The 18,905-nt window shown below is 70.4% G+C and carries 14 protein-coding genes and 1 pseudogene; 12 read left to right on the plus strand and 3 right to left on the minus strand.

Going from position 1 to position 18,905, the window contains the following annotated elements; all coding sequences use genetic code 11:
* Position 1 precedes the first annotated feature (1 nt).
* The 8 genes from RR1_RS05880 (at position 2) to RR1_RS05915 (ending at position 9,360) form a co-directional block, all read left to right on the plus strand.
* Positions 2-1,105 carry a carbon-phosphorus lyase complex subunit PhnI gene (locus tag RR1_RS05880; protein WP_010837816.1) on the plus strand — a complete coding sequence of 368 codons (1,104 nt, stop codon included), beginning with the start codon at positions 2-4 and terminating at the stop codon, positions 1,103-1,105.
* Positions 1,105-2,934 (plus strand): alpha-D-ribose 1-methylphosphonate 5-phosphate C-P-lyase PhnJ, encoded by a 1,830-nt coding sequence (locus tag RR1_RS05885; RefSeq protein ID WP_010837815.1) that lies wholly within the window; start codon positions 1,105-1,107, stop codon positions 2,932-2,934. Before RR1_RS05880 ends, RR1_RS05885 begins: the two co-directional genes overlap by 1 nt.
* A 14-nt stretch (positions 2,935-2,948) precedes the next feature.
* Positions 2,949-3,683, plus strand: a complete 735-nt coding sequence (locus tag RR1_RS05890) for an ATP-binding cassette domain-containing protein (RefSeq protein ID WP_040772782.1) — start codon at positions 2,949-2,951, stop codon at positions 3,681-3,683.
* Positions 3,680-4,924, plus strand: coding sequence for an alpha-D-ribose 1-methylphosphonate 5-triphosphate diphosphatase (locus RR1_RS05895; protein WP_010837813.1), 1,245 nt, complete (start codon positions 3,680-3,682; stop codon positions 4,922-4,924). Before RR1_RS05890 ends, RR1_RS05895 begins: the two co-directional genes overlap by 4 nt.
* Before the next feature lie 188 nt (positions 4,925-5,112).
* A complete protein-coding gene (locus RR1_RS05900) occupies positions 5,113-6,072 on the plus strand; it encodes a phosphate/phosphite/phosphonate ABC transporter substrate-binding protein (protein WP_010837812.1) in 960 nt (319 codons plus the stop codon).
* Complete coding sequence (phnC, locus tag RR1_RS05905) at positions 6,069-6,875, plus strand: phosphonate ABC transporter ATP-binding protein (RefSeq protein WP_010837811.1); 807 nt, start codon at positions 6,069-6,071, stop codon at positions 6,873-6,875. The genes RR1_RS05900 and phnC overlap by 4 nt, the downstream gene beginning before the upstream one ends.
* Before the next feature lie 3 nt (positions 6,876-6,878).
* Positions 6,879-8,552 (plus strand): phosphonate ABC transporter, permease protein PhnE, encoded by a 1,674-nt coding sequence (phnE, locus tag RR1_RS05910; protein ID WP_051111118.1) that lies wholly within the window; start codon positions 6,879-6,881, stop codon positions 8,550-8,552.
* 10 nt (positions 8,553-8,562) lie between these two features.
* A complete protein-coding gene (locus tag RR1_RS05915) occupies positions 8,563-9,360 on the plus strand; it encodes an inositol monophosphatase family protein (protein ID WP_040772780.1) in 798 nt (265 codons plus the stop codon).
* A gap of 501 nt (positions 9,361-9,861) precedes the next feature.
* Here the strand turns inward: RR1_RS05915 and RR1_RS05920 are convergent.
* Together RR1_RS05920 and RR1_RS05925 are read right to left on the minus strand one after the other, a co-directional pair.
* Positions 9,862-11,364 (minus strand): exonuclease domain-containing protein, encoded by a 1,503-nt coding sequence (locus RR1_RS05920; protein WP_010837806.1) that lies wholly within the window; start codon positions 11,362-11,364, stop codon positions 9,862-9,864.
* Between the two features lie 308 nt (positions 11,365-11,672).
* Entirely contained in the window at positions 11,673-13,787 is a 2,115-nt protein-coding gene (locus RR1_RS05925) for an ABC transporter permease (RefSeq protein ID WP_010837804.1), read from the minus strand.
* 202 nt (positions 13,788-13,989) lie between these two features.
* Here RR1_RS05925 and RR1_RS05930 point away from each other — a divergent pair, with 202 nt between their 5' ends.
* Both RR1_RS05930 and RR1_RS05935 read left to right on the plus strand, forming a co-directional pair.
* Positions 13,990-14,655 carry a TetR/AcrR family transcriptional regulator gene (locus tag RR1_RS05930; protein ID WP_010837803.1) on the plus strand — a complete coding sequence of 222 codons (666 nt, stop codon included), beginning with the start codon at positions 13,990-13,992 and terminating at the stop codon, positions 14,653-14,655.
* Between the two features lie 17 nt (positions 14,656-14,672).
* Positions 14,673-15,755 carry an ABC transporter ATP-binding protein gene (locus RR1_RS05935; protein WP_010837802.1) on the plus strand — a complete coding sequence of 361 codons (1,083 nt, stop codon included), beginning with the start codon at positions 14,673-14,675 and terminating at the stop codon, positions 15,753-15,755.
* Between the two features lie 12 nt (positions 15,756-15,767).
* Here RR1_RS05935 and RR1_RS22815 read toward each other — a convergent pair.
* Positions 15,768-15,956, minus strand: a pseudogene (locus RR1_RS22815) (GAP family protein); the annotation flags it as partial.
* A gap of 165 nt (positions 15,957-16,121) precedes the next feature.
* Between RR1_RS22815 and RR1_RS23020 the strand changes: the two are divergent.
* A complete protein-coding gene (locus tag RR1_RS23020; protein WP_274518689.1) occupies positions 16,122-18,557 on the plus strand; it encodes a winged helix-turn-helix domain-containing protein in 2,436 nt (811 codons plus the stop codon).
* A 117-nt stretch (positions 18,558-18,674) separates the two neighbouring features.
* Entirely contained in the window at positions 18,675-18,899 is a 225-nt protein-coding gene (locus RR1_RS05950) for a DUF8691 family protein (RefSeq protein ID WP_040772771.1), read from the plus strand.
* Positions 18,900-18,905 lie beyond the last annotated feature (6 nt).

An 18,905-nucleotide genomic window follows, 5' to 3' on the forward strand; every position in this document is an offset into this window, starting at 1 on the left:
CATGGGATATTCCGGAGCACGTTGCGGACTGGACGCGATCCTCGCCGCCGAGGCGCTCGTCCGTGGCGCCCGCGACAGCGACCCCGCCCCCGCCGTCACGACGCAGCAGATCACGGGCCGGATGCGCCTCGCGGTCGACCGCGTCATGGGCGAGGGGAGCCTCTACCACGAGCCGACCGCAGCCGATGCGCTGCGCCAGGCCGAGGGCGACGTCATCGAGGCGACGCACCTCGTGCGCGCCCACCAGTCGACGTTGCCGCGACTCGCGGTGAGCGACCCGATCGACCCCGACGAGCTCGTCGTCCTGCGCCGCGTCGTGCCCGCGCACCGCACGCCCGACGGCCCGCAGCTGCTCGGCCGCACGTCCGACTACACGGGCCGCATGCTGGACCGCGCCGGCGCGGCGGTCACGCCGCCCCCGCTCGGCGAAGCGCGCGAACGTGAAGTGTCGGAACGGCATCCGCGCCGCTTCTCCGACATGCTGCGCGAGATGGACCTGCTCGTCGAGAATCGGCCCGCGCCCTCCGAGCCGCAGCGCGAGCCGTTCGACCTCGCCCGCCATCCCGCCCGCCCGCCGGCCCCGCGGTCGGCCGTGCTCGCGAGCATGGCGCGCGCCGAGACCGGCGCCCTCATCGGGACGTGGTACCGCTCGATCCGCGGTACCGACGGCAACATCCACGAGGTCACCCTCGGTGAGGTCCGTCACGGCCGAGTCCCGTTGCGGGTCGGTCATCCTCACACCGGAGTGGCCGTGCAGCTCGGCACCGTCAGGGTCACCGAGTGCGAGGCGATCGAGGACCTCGACGGGCCCGACGAAGAGCGCGACCGCTTCGACGTCGGCTACGGGCTGTGCTTCGGCCACAACGAGCGCAAGGCGATCGCGATGGCGAACCTCGACATCGCGTGCCGCCGATTCGGCGACCGCGACGGGCTCGAGCAGGTGCTGCTGCTCACGACCGACGGCCTCGACTCGTGTGGCTTCCTCGAACACCTCAAGCTTCCGCACTACGTCACCTTCCGCTCGATGATCGACCGCAAGCGCGCGGTCCGCAGCGAGGGCCCGGACGCCGTGCGTGTCGCCGAATCCCTCGGAAGGACCTGCTGATGACCGCCGTGCTCGAAAGCCGTACCGTCGCCGGACTCGTCGACGCGCTCGAGGGCCCCGAGCGGGGAATCCTCGACGAGGGTTCCAAGCGGGAGATCCGTCGCGCGAGCCTCACGGCCGTGTGCGTTCCGGGCTACCAGGTGCCGTTCGGTTCCCGCGAGATGCCGGTCGCCCGTGGCTGGGGTTCGGGTGGCCTGCAGGTCACTCTGGGTCTGCTCGGCGACGAGGACGTCGTCAAGGTCATCGATCAGGGTGACGACGACGGCGTCAACGCCACCAACCTGCGCCGGCTCATCGTCGAGAGCGAGCGGTGCGAGGAGACGCAGGACACTCGCGAGTGCTCCGTCGTGCAGAGCCGCCACCGCATCCCGGAGCAGCCGCTGCGCGAGGGGCAGACCCTCGTGCTCCAGGTTCCCGTCGCGGAACCGCTTCGGGGCGTGGAGAAGTCGGTGAGCGAGTGTGCGCGCATGCACGCCGAGGCCGACTACTCGATGATGTGGGTGAGCCTCTACGAGGATCTCGTGCGCAACGGCGTCATCACCAAGACGACGGGGTACCCCGTGCTGGTCGACGACCGCTACGTCATGGTCACGACGCCCATTCCGCGCTGGGACGTTCCGCGACTGAACGATTCGCCGCACCTGACACTCTTCGGCGCCGGTCGCGAGAAGCGAATCTTCGCGGTCCCGCCCTACACCGACGTCGAGCCGCTCACGTTCGACGACGTGCGGTACGAGGTCGAGGGGTCGGAGCAGCAGCGCTGTGTGCGGTGCGGGTCGAGCGACACCTTCCTCGTCGAGTCCACGGGCGGCGAGTTCGCGTGCAGCGACATCGAATGGTGCACCCGCGTGCGTGACGAGGACGTCGACGCGCGACTGCACACCGACAACGCTCCGCTGCGTTTCCTGCCCGATCCGTCGGCGCGCGTGCGCGGCGGGGTGTTCACCGGTGCGCGCCGTGAGCCCGAGGTACGGCCCGTGCCGCAGACTGCGGACGGCTGGACGCTCGCGGCGCGCGGCGTCGGCAAGGTCCACGGACCGGGCGGCGCGGAGGCCGTACCGGGGACGGGGCCCGACGCGGGTACCGCGATCAGCCCGCTGACCGGCGCCGTCGTCGCTGCATGGGACGTCGACTTCGACGTCGCGCTCGGTGAGGCGCTCGGCGTCATCGGCGAATCCGGCTCGGGCAAGTCGACGGTGCTGCGCTGCCTCGTCGGCGACGAGCGGGCGACAGCGGGCTCGATGTACCTCGCGGGTGTCGACGGCGGAACGCGGAACATCTTCGAGTTCGACGACGCCGAGCGCCGCGCGCTGCGCATCGACACCCTCGGCCTCGTCCACCAGAACCCCGTCGACGGACTCACCATGACGGTCTCCGCGGGCGGCAACATCGCCGAGCGGCTGACCGCGGCCGGGTGGCGCAACTATCACGAGATCCGTGACCGCGCAGCATGGTTGCTCGAACAGGTCGAGGTCCCGCTCGACCGCATGGACGATCCCGTGCAGACCTTCTCGGGCGGGATGCGGCAGCGCGTGCAGATCGCGAAGGCCCTCGCGACGGACCCGGGCGTGCTGCTGCTCGACGAGCCGACGACGGGCCTCGACGCGTCCGTCGCCGCCGGCGTGCTCGATCTGCTGCGCACGCTGCTCGCCGAACGCGACACGGCCGCAGTCGTCGTCAGCCACGACTTCTCGGTCATCGAGGCGCTCACCGATCGCACGATCGTCATGAACGTCGGCCGCGTCGTCGAGGCCGGTCTCACCGATCAGCTGTTCCAGGATCCGCATCACCCCTACACGCAGCGGCTCGTGGCCGCTGCCCGCCGATGACGGCAGGAGCGAACATGACCACCGTTCTGTCCGTGCGTGAGCTCCGCAAGAGCTTCACGCTCCACACGATCGACGGACGCACGACGACGTCGCTGCGGGGCATCGATCTCGATGTCACCGCGGGCGAGCACGTCGCGCTCGCCGGACCCTCGGGCGCCGGCAAGTCGAGCCTGCTGCGCTGCATCCACCGCAGCTACCTGCCGGATTCGGGGACCGTCACGCTCACGACGGAGCACGGCCCGGTCGAGCTGACGAGCCTGCCGGACCGCGAGATGGCGCGAGTGCGCGGCCGCGAACTCGGGTACGTCTCGCAGTTCCTCACCGCGCCCCCGCGGACGGGGCCGTGGGAGGTCGTCGCGGCCGCGGGACGCCGCCGGGGGATGTCGCGTGCCGACGCCCGGGACGCCGCGGCCGAGTCGCTGCGGCGCCTCTCGCTCGACGAGGCGCTGTGGGACGTCGACTGCGGCGTCCTGTCCGGTGGCGAGCGGCAGCGCGTGAACATCGCTGCGGGAACGGTCAATCCGCCCCGCCTGCTGCTGCTCGACGAGCCCGTCTCGGCGCTCGATCCGGTCAACCGCGAGCGGGCACTCGAACTCATCGCGTCGTTGTCGGCGTCCGGCGTCGCCGTCCTCGCGGTCTTCCACGACCTCGAGGCCATGCACCGGCTCGCGTCGCGGGTACTGCGGTTCTCCGACGGCGTCATCGCCCACGAGGGCACTCCCGCCGAGGTGCTGGGGGTGGCGGCATGACCGCACCCACCACGGCGCAGGCCGGTTCGGTGCGCAGCGGCTGGGCGCTCGACTGCCCGCCCGACGACTACGTGCTCGGCGGGGTCCGGGCGATCACCCCCGACGGCATCCTCGACGGTGCCCGAGTCGTGGTGCGCGGCGGCAGGATCGCCGCCGTCGACACCGGCAGGGGAGCAGTGGACGTCGACGGTGGCGGTGCGTACTGCCTGCCCGGGCTCGTCGACGTGCACTCCGACGGCCTCGAGAAGGAGCGCATGCCTCGTCCCGGCGCGGAGCTGCCGTGGGAGTTCGCGGTCATGTCCTTCGAGGGCAAGCTGCGGGCGGCGGGCATCACGACGGTCTTCCACGGCGCGTCGTTCTCCGACCGCGAGACGGCGACGACGGGGCGCAGCGTGCATGCGGCGCTCGAACTGTGCGAGGCCGTCGAGAACTGGAGTGAGCGCCCGGAGACGGTGCGCCTCGTCGATCACCGGATTCTGCACCGGCTCGACGTGCGTTCGCGGTCGGGGCTCGACGCACTCGAGGGGCACATGACCGCCCGGATCGACGCCGGCGTCTTCACTTCCCGGACGCCCGCCGTGATCTCGCACGAGGATCACACGCCCGGCATCGGGCAGTACGCCGACCGCGCGTTCTACGAGCGCTACGTGGCCGGGCTGCGGGGCATCAGCGCCGAGCAGGCGCGCGAGGTCGTCGACGAGGTCGCCCGCACGCGTGAGGGGAACATCGGCATCCGCGACGAGGCGATGGACTGGCTCGCTCAGCACTCGGGCACCGGCATCGCGCGGGTCTTCGGCCACGATCCCGAATCCGCCGTCGAGATCGCCGATCTCGCACGTCGCGGCGGCGGTGTCGCCGAGTTCCCGACGACGCTCGAGGCCGCGCGCGAGGCGCGGGCGCGCGGAATGTCCGTCGTCATGGGCGGGCCCAACGTGCTGCGTGGCGGTTCGCACTCGGGCAATGTGTCGGCCGGTGAGCTGGCCGCAGAGGGGCTCGTGACGGCGCTCGCGTCCGACTATCTGCCGTCGTCGCTGCTCGGTGCCGTGTTCACGCTGGCGAGATCCGAGGTGCTGCCGCTGCACCGTGCCGTCTCGCTCGTGACGGCGGGCGCGGCCGAGGCCGTCGGGCTGCACGATCGCGGTGCGCTCGCGGAAGGGCAGCGAGCCGATCTCGTGCTCGTCTCGCCGCGCCACGACAGCCCCGTCGTCCGCGCCGTCCTGCGCGCAGCCGACACCCGATAGTCCCGGGCGGTCCCGAACGTGCACCGGGCACGTTCGGGACCGCCTGCTGCCGCCGCACAACACCGTCCTGTCGCCGTAAGCCGTTCGCCCGGAGTTCACGTCGGGTTGACCGACGATTCGTCCGGACTCGGCAGTCTCATCCGCGACACGACAGTCGAGAACCGCCTTCTCCGAGAACGAGGACGACCATGTTCAGCTCTTCGAATTCGATCCGCGCGCGCCGCGTCGCGGGTACCGCAGCACTCGGCTTCGCGGCTGTGCTCGGCCTCGCCGCGTGCGGGTCGAGCGCCGCCGACGACGCAGCCGGCTCGGGCAACCCCGACACGCTCGTCTTCGCCTCCATCCCGTCGGAGGAGTCGCAGAGCCTCCAGCAGGAGTACAAGCTGGTCACGGACGTGATCGAGAAGGAGACCGGGAAGACGGTCGAGTTCCTCAACGCCTCCGACTACGCGGCCGTCATCGAGGCGCAGCGTGCCGGCAAGGTGCAGATCGCCGCATACGGGCCGTTCTCGTACGTCACCGCGAAGGACTCCGGCGTGGGCACGATCGCCGCCGCGGCGGCCGTCGACGAAGAGGGCACCGACCCCGGCTACCAGTCCTACGCGATCGTCAACCCCGACTCGGGCATCACGAGCCTCGCCGACATGCGCGGCAAGACGATCTGTTTCGTCGATCCCACGTCGACGTCCGGCTACCTCTACCCGTCGGCCGGTCTCCTCGAGGCCGGTATCGATCCCGCGAAGGACATCACTCCGGTCTTCGCGGGCGGCCACGACGCGTCGGCTCTCGCAGTGGCGAGCGGCCAGTGCGACGGCGGCTTCGCGTACGACACGATGGTCGACGTCGCGCTGCCCTCGAAGGGCGAGCTCGCCCCCGGTGCCGTGAACGTCATCTGGAAGTCGGAGGAGATCGCCGGCAGCCCGATCACCGTCAGCGACGACCTCGATCCCGCGCTGCGCGACCAGATCGTCGAGATCCTGCAGACGAAGATCACCGTCCCCCAGCTCATCGCGGGTGGCTACTGCACGAGCGCCGACGACTGCACGCTGCCCGAGGACAAGAAGTTCGGTTACGTGCCCGTCGACGACGCATCCTTCGACGGCGTCCGCAAGGTCTGCGAGACCACGAAGGCCGAGGCGTGCCAGTGACGGCGCCGCGCAGCGACCGCACGGGCGCCCCGCCGACCCCGAGCATCCGGCTCGCGGGAGTCGACAAGATCTTCGACCGCACCCATGCGCTCGCCGACGTGAGCATGGACGTCTTCCCGGGCGAGGTCGTCGCGCTGCTGGGATTGTCGGGCTCGGGCAAGTCGACGCTCTTGCGGCTGCTCGACGGGCTGCATCTGCCGACGTCCGGTGTCGTCGAGGTGCTCGGCGTCGACGTCACGTCGGCGCGCGGGCGCGAACTGCGCGCGCTGCGTCGCGACGTCGGATTCGTCTTCCAGCAGTTCCATCTGGTGCCCTCGATGTCGGCGCTCGAGAACGTCTGCACGGGTGCGCTCGGGTCGCTGCGCGGACCGCGATTCGGGCTCGCGACGTATCCGCGTGCCGTCCGGCTGCGGGCGATGGAGCAGCTCGATCGAGTGGGTCTGGCGGACAAGGCGTTCGAGCGTGCCGACACCCTCTCGGGTGGACAGCAGCAACGCGTCGCCGTGGCACGTGCCCTCGTGCAGCAGCCGCGCATCCTGCTCGCCGACGAGCCCGTCGCATCGCTCGATCCCGAATCGTCCGCTCAGGTCATGGATCTCATCACGCGGATCGCGCGCGAGGACGACCTGACGGTGGTGTGCAGCCTGCATCAGGTGGAGCTCGCGCTGTCGTTCGGGCACCGCCTCGTCGGGCTGCGGTCGGGCCGGGTCGTCCTCGACAAGCCGGTTCCGAGCATCGATCGCGCCGACGCCATGCAGATCTACTCCTCGGTGGCGGCGCCCGCGGCCCCCGAACTGGTCTGACACATGGCAGTTCTCACCCCGCAGCGGCGGCCGGAGCCCCCCGTGCGCACCGTGCCGCCGCCGCGTCCCGCCGCGATCCGTGTCGCGCTCGTCCTCGTGGCGTTCCTCGTCGCCGGGATCTGGTCGATCGTCGACCTGCGCATCAACCTCGCGTCGATGGCCGACAGCGCGCGCAACGCGTCGGACTTCCTGTCGCGGGTGTTCCCGCTCGACTTCCCGCCCGTCGGCGAGATCGTGGCGATGACGGCGCTGACGCTCGCGATCGTGCTGCTCGCCACCGTCCTCTCGGTGGTGCTCAGCACGCCCATCGCGCTGCTCGCCGCGCGCAACACGACACCGGGCAGCCCCGCCCGCTGGGGTGCACGGGCGCTCATCGTCATCGCCCGAGCCATCCCCGAACTCGTTCTCGCCGTGGTGTTCCTGCGCATGTTCGGGCTGGGCGCCCTCGCCGGCATCCTCGCGCTCGGCATCCACTCCGTCGGCATGATCGGCAAGATGTACGCCGATGCGATCGAGGACACCGACGAGGGGCCGCGCGACGCGCTGCGCGCCGCGGGCGGAACGTGGTGGCAGCAGATCAGCGGAGCCGTGCTGCCGCAGGCGATGCCGGCCTTCGTCGCGACGGCGCTGCACCGGTTCGACATCAATCTCCGTGCGTCGGTCATTCTCGGGTACGTCGGTGTCGCCGGTATCGGTATGGAACTGGCCGGTTCGCTGCGGACGCTGAACTATCAGCGCGGCATGGCACTCGCGCTGTTCGTCGTCGTGCTGTGCATTCTCGTCGAACTCGTGTCGGGCGCGATCCGGTCGAGTCTGCTCGGACGCCGCCGCACCCTGTTCGCGTGGGTCCGCGCGGCGCGGCCCGCACCGTCGCCGCGGCTGCGCAGCGGCTGCTACCGGGTGAGCCCGCCCTGGACGCCGGCGCGCATCCGTACGACCACCTTCGTCGCAGGTTTCCTGGTGGTGCTCGCCGCCGCGTTCGTCTACGCCCGCATCGACTTCACGCGGGTGGCGGACGGCATCGTGTCGTCCCCGGACACGCTCGCGCTGTTCTTCCCGCCCGGAACGGGCGGGATCTGGGGCGAGCTCGTCCGGGAACTGATCGTGACGGTCCAGATCGCGCTCGCCGCAACAGTGCTCGGCGCGATCCTCGCACTTCCCGTCGGAGCGCTCGCGGCGCGCAACGTCTCGCCGTCGCCCGCGATCGCCACGGCGTGCCGGGTGTTCATCGTCTGTGTGCGCGGTCTCCCCGAACTCATCGTCGCGATCCTCTTCATCGTCATCACCGGGCTCGGTGCCACGGCGGGTGCGTTTGCTCTCGCGATCGGCGTCATCGGCCTGCTGGGCAAGCTCGTCGCCGATTCGCTCGAGGAGACCGACGTCCGGGTGCAGGACGCCGTCCGTGCGTCGGGGGCGTCGCGGCTCCAGGTGTTCGTGGCCGCGACGATGCGCCAGGCCGCGCCCGCCGTCGTCGCGCACCTCTTCTATCAGCTCGACGTCAACATTCGTGCCGCGACGCTGCTCGGCGTCGTGGGAGCGGGCGGCATCGGCTTCTACCTCATGAACGCCGCGCGGGTACTGCAGTTCGACGTCGTGACGACGATCGTGCTCATGGTCTTCGCGGTCGTGATGATGCTCGAGGCGATCGCCCTCTGGATCCGCAAGTCGTTCGTCTGAAAGGAATCTCGTGACTCCCCCGGTTGCCTCCGCGCTCGTGTCCGCGCATCCTGCCCTCACCGCGGCGTCCGACGCGGCGCTCGCCGCCTATCGTGACGCCGTCTCCCGCTACACGCGCGAGCAACTCCGGGCGGTCGAGATGGTGGGTGCGGACGGCACCGACACGATGTTCGTCGACGTCGTCGTGGAGGACGCCGTCATCTCCGCGGCGACGAAGGCCGGCGTCAACGTCCTCACGGAGGAGAGGGGATTCGTCGACATCGGTTCGGCGGTCACGCTCGTCGTCGATCCCGTCGACGGATCGGCGAACGCTGCTGCAGGCGTGCCACTCTCGTGCTTCAGCGCGACCGTCGCGGTCGACGGCGAGTTCACCGAGTCGATCACCACCTGGCTGCACACCGGCCTGGTCTGGTGGGCGTCGCGGACGGAGTCGACGTTCCGGACGAGCGGATGCACCGACCTCGCATCCGCCGCGGTGTCGGTCTTGCGGCCCCACGAACGCAACTGGGATGCGTGGAGCCGCGTCGCGCGCGAGGCGAAGCGCATCAGGATTCTGAGCTGCAGCACGCTCGACGCCGCATTCGTGGCGACGGGCGCGGTCGATGCGTTCCTCGACGCCGGCAGCGACACGCATCGCCTCATGGACATCGCGGCTGCCGTCGTGCTCGTCGGTGCGTCCGGGGGTGTCGTCGTCGATGCGTACGACAGGCCCATCGAGTTCGACACGGACCTCACCAGGCGGTGGAGCGGAATCGTCGCCGCTACACCGGAACTCGCTGCCTCGTTGCAGGAGAAGGTAGCAGGCTGATCTGCTCGGTCGCGTACCGCCCGGATGCGTTCCGGGCGGCACGCGCGCGTGTGCCTGGCGCCGTTGCCAGGCTGCGGCCCGAGACGGCCGCCGGCTCAGGCGCTGAGATGGATGACGGGTGACCAGTAGATGATCACGTCCTCCAGCACGATCGGGAACTGGATCCCGAGCCACTGCGAGAGTGCGTCCCACAGCATGTGTCGCTCCTCAGTAGATGTAGATCGGGGCGTACTGGAAGACGAAGTCACCGAAGGTGACGAGGCTTCCGAACGAGAACAGGTGATTGAACAGCTCGAGGCTGATGACCTCCATGGCGATCCTCCTGTGTGGGTTGTGGATGCGCGGGCCCGAACACTGCAGCGCCCGCACTTCGGAAGCTATCCAAACCCGGAAGTGCCGTGCTGAATGATTCAGCGACTGTGTTGTAGGTCAAAATCATACAAAGCATGTCAGTGATCGCCGTGCCCCGGCTGGGTTGGCTCTCATCCGGCAGCCGCCAACTCATCCCCGCGACTGCATCGCCTCCAGCAGGGCCCCGAACGTCTCTTCGTGGACGACGGGAATGCTGTACTCGCGAGCCTTCCGTGCTTTCGTGCCGAGTGAATCGGGATCGGCGGCAACGAGCAGCACGGTCCGCCTCGTCACGGCCGACCCCACGACGAGGCCCGCTTCGGCGGCCCGCGCCATCCACTCGGAGCGGGACAGCCTCATCTCCCCTGTCAGGGAGATTCGGTCGTCCACTCTGAGCTCGAAGCCCCGGCGCGGGGGCGTGCGGTCGGTGGGCGGCCGTGAGACGAGCCGGTCGACCGTCCGCGCAGACACCCCGAGATGTTCTGCGACGTCCTGAATGTCGATCCGTTCGGCCTCGGTGACGATGCCGTCCTCCCATGCCGCGGCGGCGAGGGACACGAGGTAGGCGACGTGGAGTGCATCGCCGTCGGCGCGCTCGATCCCGAACGTCTCCGCGAGCTCGAAGAGCTGATCGTGTTCGGCGAGTGAAAGATCGCGGTCGATCAGGGCACGATCGAGCATCGCCAGGTACTCGTCGCCGTGCGGATGCCGTTGCTGCGGTGCCGGAGCCCGGTCGGCGATCCGCGACAGCCACGTCCCCGGCGTGGCGGTGGCCGTCTCACGCCGGTGCGTCGGTGCCGCGACGGCACGGCCCGGAACGCCTGCGAGCGGTCGCGCGGTGGACATGTCGGGATGGTCGTGACGATGCAGCTCCCGAAACAGCGCTGCGGAGGCCTGGGCGTCGCCCAGCGCCGAGTGTGCGTGGTCGTTGTGGATGCCGAGTGTCGCGCAGCACTCCGCGAGGCTGCGTGATGCCGTACCGAGCACGCTGCGTGCCAGCCGCATCGTGCACAGACCGTGTTCGTCCTGCAGTCCGATGTCTTGCCCGATCCGGGCGAATGCCGCTGCGAGAAAACGGATATCGAAGCGGGCGTTGTGCGCGACGACGATCCGGCCCGCGACGAGCGAGTGCACCGCATCCGCGATCTCGTCGAACGTCGGCGCCGACGCGACGTCGCGTGCGGTGATGCCGTGGATGCTCGTCGGCCCGACATCCCGCCGCGGGTTCACGAGCGTCGTCCACCGATCCTCGACCTCGGCCGCCGCATCGAGTTGCACGACGGCGATTTCGAGGATCCTGTCGTGTCGCGCGCAGGCGAACCCGGTCGTCTCGAGGTCGATCACCGCGAACGAGCGATCCGGCACGGCCGTGGCACGATGTACGGCGGCGTTGATCTCCACGACCGCGAGCAGCCACCGGTGCAGTGCGTAGAAGCGCGAGCTCAGTCGCTGATCGAAATGCACTGCGGCAGGGGCGGCGTGATCGCTGACGTCGATCTCGACCACTCCCGGGCCGTCGGCGCGCACCGGCGTCAGGCGAACTCCCGTCACGAATTCGAGGCGAGTCGCCACCACCGGGCCGCCCGCCGAATGCATCCGCAGTGCCGTGCCGTCGACCTCGACCCCACCGAACAGTCCCTCGTAGTACTGCATTCGAGTCTCCTCCTCGCCCGTCCGCTCAGTTCACCGGCGTCCGTGCGCCGGAGCGCGCACGGGTCGTGGCGGGATCGCCGGTTGCTGCGGCGGCGAAAGCCGAGGTGGGGTCGAACTGCGTCATGGCCCGTAACTCCTGGGGGGAGGCGTGCGCCGCGAGCGGCGCGTCTCGCACTCGCGAGAGCCGCACAGACTGACAGACGCCACCGACAACGCACCGCGCCGTGACGGTGGAGGCCGGATCGAGGCACGACGAAAACCGGCGGCGAGCAGGTGATCGCTCGCCGCCGGTGGCGCAGTGGGTCCGGTCAGGGAACGGGATCGAACTCCTGTTGTGGGGTGTCGATCTCGAGTTCCGGCTCCTTCTCGCCGCGATCACGGCGTGACCGGTACAGCTCGATCGCGGCTGCGCCCACGATGCCGACGACGCCCCAGATCAGGAACGTCACGAGATGACCGCCGACGCCCGTTCCGTCGAAATACAGGACGGCTCGCGCCGATTCGACGGCTGCGGGCATCGGCAGCACGGCGTGGAGCGCGCGGAAGAGCTCGGGGATCATGTAGACGGACACGCCGCCGCCCGATGCGGGAACGCCCAGGAACATCAGCACGGTGATGATCGGGATCACCGCGATGATGCCGAGCAGCCGCACGAACACCGAGCTGAACAGCGCGACCGCGGCGATCGCGAGTGCACCGATACCCCACAGCGCGAGGAAGTGCCCGGAGACGGCTCCGACGATCGGCCCCGCGATGAGCCAGACGACGGCCGACATCACGATTCCCCACGCCACGGCGATCGGGGCGAAACGACGCAACCGGATCAGGTCGGGCGCCGCGTTGCCGAGCACCATCGCGAGCAGGAATCCGGCCATGATCCAGCCCATCCCGAGGTACATCGCGACGGTGCCCATCGAGTCCTCGCCCGACAGCGGCGCGACGTCGCTGGTGACGAGCGGAACCCCCTGACTCTGCGCGACCTGGTCGAACGTGCGAGCCACGAGTTGCTGCTGGCTCATGCCGGCGGCACCCGCGGTGACGAGTTCCGCGCTCGGCGATTCGGCACTCGGGAGGACGTACGCGGCGACGACGTCGCGCCCCGCGACCGCCGCTCGCGCCTGATCCACCGACGTCGTCGCACTGAACTCGAACATGCCCGACATCGACTCGTCGAGGCCCGACGCCGCCGCCTCGGCCTGCGCCTGGTCGGTGGCGACGACGGCGACCGGAACTTCGCGCGGCATCGGCTTGTACATGCCCGCCGTCATGAGCGCGACCATGAGCGCGACCATCGTGAGCGGGAACATGCCGAGCACCGCGTAGCGCACGGCGGGGCGCGGCGCCGTCGCGGAGCCGGTGAGCGAGGGCATCGTGACCTGCGGTGGCGCGGCGTCGGGCTTGCGACGCTTGCGCAGTGCGTCGACGGCCGCCGTGCCCGCGAGGCCGACGAGCGCGCCGACGGCGAGAACGACGAGGTGCCCGCCCACGCCGACACTGCCGAAGTACAGCACCGACCGCAGCGCCTCACCTGTGGCGGGCGTCGGCAGAATCCCGTGCAGGAAGCCGAAGAACGACGGCATCGTGTGGATCGACATCGCGAGGTTCGACGCCGGGACGCCGAGCACCATGAGCAGCAGCATGCCGAGCAGGACGGCGAGCGGGCCGAGGAAGCGTGTGAAGAGCAGCTGCACCATGCCGACCGCGAACACGGCGAGCCAGCCGATGCCGAACACCGCTGCGCCGTGGCCTTCGATGCCACCGAGGACGGGGCCCGCGATGAGCCACACGACGCCGCTGCACACGGCAGCCCATCCGGCGAGGACGGGCACGAATCGGCGCAGTCGCAACAGGTCCGGGCTGTTGGAGAGGGCGAGGCTCAGCGGCATGTAGCCGGCGAGGATCAGCCCCGTCGTCATGAACATCGCGGCGAGGCCGGCGGGATCGTGCTGCGGCAGCGGCGCGAGATCCTCGGCCGCGATGTCGACACCCTCGGCGACCAGGGGCGGTACGACGAGCGAGGTGACGGTCGACGCCTGCGACGCACCCGCCGCGGACGCGGTGTAGACGGTCGCGGATGCGCCGTCCGGTGCGAGTGCCACCGCACCCGCGACGTCGCGGGCGTCGACGGCGGCACGGGCCTCGTCGACGTCACCGACGATCCGCACGTCGACGGCGTCCGGGTCGGCGGCGTCGATGGCGCCGGCGACCTGCTGCGCGGTGGCGGCAGGCCCGGTGACGGCGATCGGCATGTCCTTCGGGCTCGGGGCGTGCATCGCGCCGAGATATCCGCCGACCATCATCACCGTCATCACGAACGGGAACAGGAACGCGAAGACGTAGCGGCCGATCTTCTCCTTGCGAGCACGCGCCGCCGCGGCGTCCGTATCCTCCGCGCCGTCGGCGTCTGTCGTGGGCTCGGCCACGGGTACCTCCTGAAGTGCTGAGAGCGACCCAGCCAAATTACGCCACATGTCTTAAAAATGCTCGTGCGGCCTCGGTGAGATGACTCTCAGCACCGTCGGGGCAGCGGCGACGGGCCCGCCGCCTACCCTTGACGTCGAGGCGAGTGACGCAAACGCCTCGAAACGGACCGTCGCGACTGCAGCGGGGATCGAGGGACTACCGGTGGCCAAGCACGGCGAGCGCGCCAGGACCGCGCTGCTCGACTCCGCGGAGGAACTGTTCGCGCTCAACGGCATCGGCTCGGTGTCCAACCGCCGCATCGCCGAACATGCGGGCAACTCCAACCATTCGGCGGTCTCGTATCACTTCGGCGGCCGCGACGAACTGCTCGACGCGCTCGTCGCACGGCACACCAGCGAGACCCGGCGGCTGCGCGCAGACCGCGTCGCGGCGATGCCCGCCGAGCCGGAACTGGTGGACGTGCTGCGCGCGCTGGTGCTCCCGACGACCGACACCTTCGGGGGGCTGCCCGTACCGAGCTGGCGGGCGGGTCTGCTCCAGCAGCTCCGCAACACGCCGTCGACGGCGGCGATCGTCGCCGCCGCGAGTTCGGCGGATCCCCGCATCGCCGCCCTCGCCGACCGCATGCGCGTGTTCACTGCCCACGTCCCCGAAGGGATTCTGTCGGGGCGCGGGCGAATTCTCGGCACCATGATCAGCGACGTCTGCGCCGAATACGAGGCGGGAATCCGTGAGGGTTCCTACGAGCCGAACTGGATCGGCGTCGGCCACTTCCTCACCGACTCGGCCGCAGGGCTGCTGGCGGCGCCGGTCACCCATCCCGCCGATTTCCACACCGGCACCGCAGCGTACGCGGCGATTCTCTGACCTGTACTCTGCGCGCCATGGCGACAGTCACGTACGACGGCACATCGTGTGTGTTTCCGGGGACGACCACACCTGCGGTCGACGAACTCGATCTCCACATCGAGGACGGTGAGTTCCTCGTCCTCGTCGGTCCGTCGGGGTGCGGGAAGTCGACGTCGTTGCGCATGCTCGCCGGCCTCGAACCCGTCGCCGGTGGCCGCATCCTCATCGGCGACAAGGACGTCACCGCCGCGGACCCCAAGGACCGCGACATCGCGATGGTCTTCCAGAACTACGCGCTGTACCCGCACATGTCGGTCGCCGAGAACATGGGCTTCGCACTGAAACTCGCCAAGAAGAGCAAGGCGGAGATACGGCAGCGCGTCGAGGAGGCGGCCCGGCTGCTCGACCTCGAGCCCTTCCTCGACCGCAAACCCAAGGCCCTGTCGGGTGGGCAGCGGCAGCGAGTCGCGATGGGGCGGGCCATCGTTCGGCAGCCGCAGGTCTTCCTCATGGACGAACCGCTGTCGAATCTCGATGCCAAGCTGCGCGTCCAGACTCGCACCCAGATCGCGCAATTGCAGCGGCGGCTCGGCACCACCACCGTCTACGTCACGCACGATCAGGTCGAGGCGATGACGATGGGCGACCGCGTCGCCGTCCTCGAGAGCGGCGTACTGCAGCAGTGTGCGTCGCCGCGCGAACTCTACGACCGCCCCGCGAACGTGTTCGTCGCCGGCTTCATGGGATCGCCGTCGATGAACCTCTACACCGTCCCGATCACCGACGACGGCATCGAGATCGGTGGCGCGCAGATCGCGGTTCCGCGGCAGTTGCGCGGCGAGAACGCCGACCGCGAGGTGACCGTCGGGATCCGTCCCGAGCACCTCGAACCGGTGGCGACGGAGGCTCCCGGACTGCGCGTCGAGGTCGACGTCGTCGAGGAACTCGGCTCGGACGCCTTCGTCTACGGCGACACCGAGGTGAACGGCGAGCGCAGGCCCGTCGTCGCGCGCGTCGACTGGCGGCGTCCGCCCAGCAAGGGCGATGTCGTCACGTTCGGCGTCGATCCCGCTCGACTGCACGTCTTCTCCACCGGCGACGGCACCCGCCTGTCCTGACGGCGAGCAGCCTCACGCGGTGCCGATGCCCTTCCCGAGGACGACGACGCCCATGACCAGCAGAACGACCGCGAGGACGGTGTGGTTGTTCGCCTGCAGCCAGCGCTCGGCGCTGTCGAGGACACCGCGAAGCCTGTCGGCCGCGACCGCGTAGCCGATCACGGGGTGATGCACGACCGCAACTCCCGAACCCGCCCGGACGTCTCGGCGCTCGCGGTACGTTCCGAACGGAAGGAGATGGCGGAGTCCGGCCACCGAACGCGGGAGCGGGTGGTGGGAACTGTCGAATTTCGGGGTGTGGGGGGTGGCGACGCGCGCGCTGCGTCGGTCCCGCGTCTGCCCGCGGCACCCATCCACCGTCACGCGGTGTGCGAGCGGCTGAACCGGGCGCGCGACATCGGGGGCGGTACCGCGCTTCTGTCGAGTGTCGCGGGCAGCGGCAAGACGGTGGCCGTGGTGAGCTGGCTGGAATGCATCGGCACGCGCGGCCGGACGGTGGCGTGGACGACGCTCGGCGAACAGCACAACGATCCGGTCCTGTTCTGGGACACCGTCGCGGCGTCGGTGGGTGCGCCGACGGCGACACCCGATCCGTCGCCGCGTGCTGCCGCGGCGGCGCTGCTGCGGTGGCTCGACGCTACGCCGGGCGAGGTCGTGATCGTGCTCGACGACGCGCACGTCCTCCACGACCCGATCACGTTGTCCGCCTTGTCGTTCTTCCTGTCCCGCCTGCCCAAGCCCGTCACGATCGTGGTCGCGGCGCGATTCGACCCGCCGGTGGCGTGGCCGCAGCTCGACGCGAGCGGCGTGCTGGTCCGAGTGGGCGGCGACAGCCTGCGTTTCACGCGCGACGAGACGCGAGAGTTGTTCGAGGGTGAGCGAGTTCGCGTGTCGGAGTCCGACGTCGACGAGATCGTCGGTACCACACGCGGCTGGGCCGCGATGGTGCGTTTCGTCCTGTTGCTCTTCGCCGAGACCGGAACGCGTCCGGCGGCACTCGATTCGCTCACCGCGTCACGCCGGCCCGTCGCCGCCGACCGCATCGTGGACGAGTTGCTCGCGTCGATGAGTCCGCGTACGCGCCGATTCCTCGCTGCGACAGCGGTTCCCGACGACTTCACCACCGACTTGGCGGCCGCGCTCGCGGGCCCTCGCGCCGAGCACACCCTCGCCAGGCTGCTGGCGACGAACTTCCCCATCAGCCGGACCGGAAGCGGGCGGTCCGAGGTGTACCGCTACCACCCGATGATGCGGGCATATCTCCTCGCCGAGTTGACCCGCACGATGGGACACGAACGCAGGGCCGCGCTCGACGCGCAGGTCGGCCGGTGGTTCGAGCGCGAGCGGCAGCCCGATCGCGCGCTCGGACACCTCGTGGCGAGCGGTGATCACGGCGAGATCGCCCGCTGTGTCGCCGAATCGGGCCCGCGTGCCGTGTGGAGCGGGTCGGGCACCGCGTGGCTCCGGGCGCTCGACGACGCTCCCGCCGACATCGGCGGAGATCCCTTCGTCCATCTGCTGCGGGCGATGCACGCCGTGCGGCACCGGGAGTTCGGCGGTGCTCGCGCCTTCGTCGACATCGCGAACGCCGCGGTCGGATCCGACCTCTGCCCGCCGCACGTCTTCGCGCGGCTGCGGGTGGCGGTGACGCGCGATGTCGAAGGGGCTCTCGGCATCCTCGACGCCGGTGACGTGCCGCCCACCGATCGTCCCGACGTCGAGTGCTACGTCGCGCTCGTCGAGGCGAGGACGGATCCGGCCGCCGCGGCGCCGCTGCTTCACCGTGCTCTCGCGCTGGCGGAACACGTGCGGATCCCGGAGCTCGAACTCGCCGCGCGAGCGCTGCTCGCTGCCGATGCCGGCGCGCACGGCTCGCTCACCGTCATGGCCGGACGCGCCGAGGCAGCACTGGCCTTCGCAGCGGGAGCCGGGCTCCGGCAGTCCGTCGACGCCGCGCGATCCGGGGCGCTGCTCGCGCTGCAGCGGTACCTGACGGCAGAGGTGCCCGTACGAGGTGCGGATCCGGCGGCGGACCCCGTCGCGTACGCGCTGGCCGAGCTGGACGGTCTCGCCGACAGCGACGACAGAGCCGTTGCGGCGCAGACCATCGCGCGTGCTGCGCGCCGGTCGGCGGAGGGGCCACCCGTGCCCGTGGCGGGGCCGATGCTCGCGCTCGCGACCACCTGGATGCTGCTGGAGTTGCACGAGCCGGAGCATGCTCGCAGCGTCGTCCGCGCGGCCCACGACCTGTACGGGGACGTCGCCGAGTGCGAGATCGGCCGTGCGGCGATCGATGTCGCGTGCGGTCACGCCGGAGACGCCCGCGTGCGTCTCGACTCGGTGCTGACCCGCACCGACCCGTCGCCCTCCCGCGTGGACGCCCTGGTGCTGCGCGCCGTCGTGCGCGCGGAGGCGGGCGACCGGGTCGGCAGCGACGCGGACATCGAGGCGGCGCTGCTGGCGGCGGAGCCGGAGCGGCTCGTGCGCCCCTTTCTCGCGGTGAGGGGGGCGATGGCGTTGCTCGACGCCGGCGCGGGTCGCTTCGGGTGTCTCGACGAGTTCGCCGAGACCATCCGGCATCGTCCCGACGCCGTGCACGCGCGCTCGGCGGTCATCCTCACCGCCGCGGAGACGCGGGTGCTGCGGCAGTTGCCGTCGCCGTGCACCGCGGGCGAGATCGCCGCCGTTCTGGGCGTGTCGGTCAACACCGTCAAGACGCATCTGCGCGGAATCTACGGCAAGCTCGGCGCGTCGACGCGGACCGAGGCGGTCGGGGCTGCACGCGCGATCGGGCTCCTCTGATCGTGCACGGGCACCGCAGGTGTGCCGCAGTCGTCGCGAAGCGCCGGTTCACCACGAACGGGTGAAGTGTGGGAGCGCAGGCCGATGCGACGATCGATGAGACGGAAGGAGGACGCGATGCCCGAAACGTGGCCGCAGCGCGTCCGGTACGCGTTCTCGATCTCGGGAGACCTCTCCGAGCGCGCGCTCTCGGTGTTCCCCGAACTGAGCGTCTCGGACGTCCCCGGGCCCTACACGATGCTGTACGGGCCGGTGGCAGGGCCCTCCGAACTCCGTGGGCTGCTCGCTCGATTCGACAGTCTCGGGCTCGTCGTCGTCGAGATGCGGCGGCTCCCCGACTGACCCGTC

Origin of the sequence: Rhodococcus rhodnii NBRC 100604, assembly GCF_001894925.1 — a bacterium.
Classification (GTDB): domain Bacteria; phylum Actinomycetota; class Actinomycetes; order Mycobacteriales; family Mycobacteriaceae; genus Rhodococcus_F; species Rhodococcus_F rhodnii.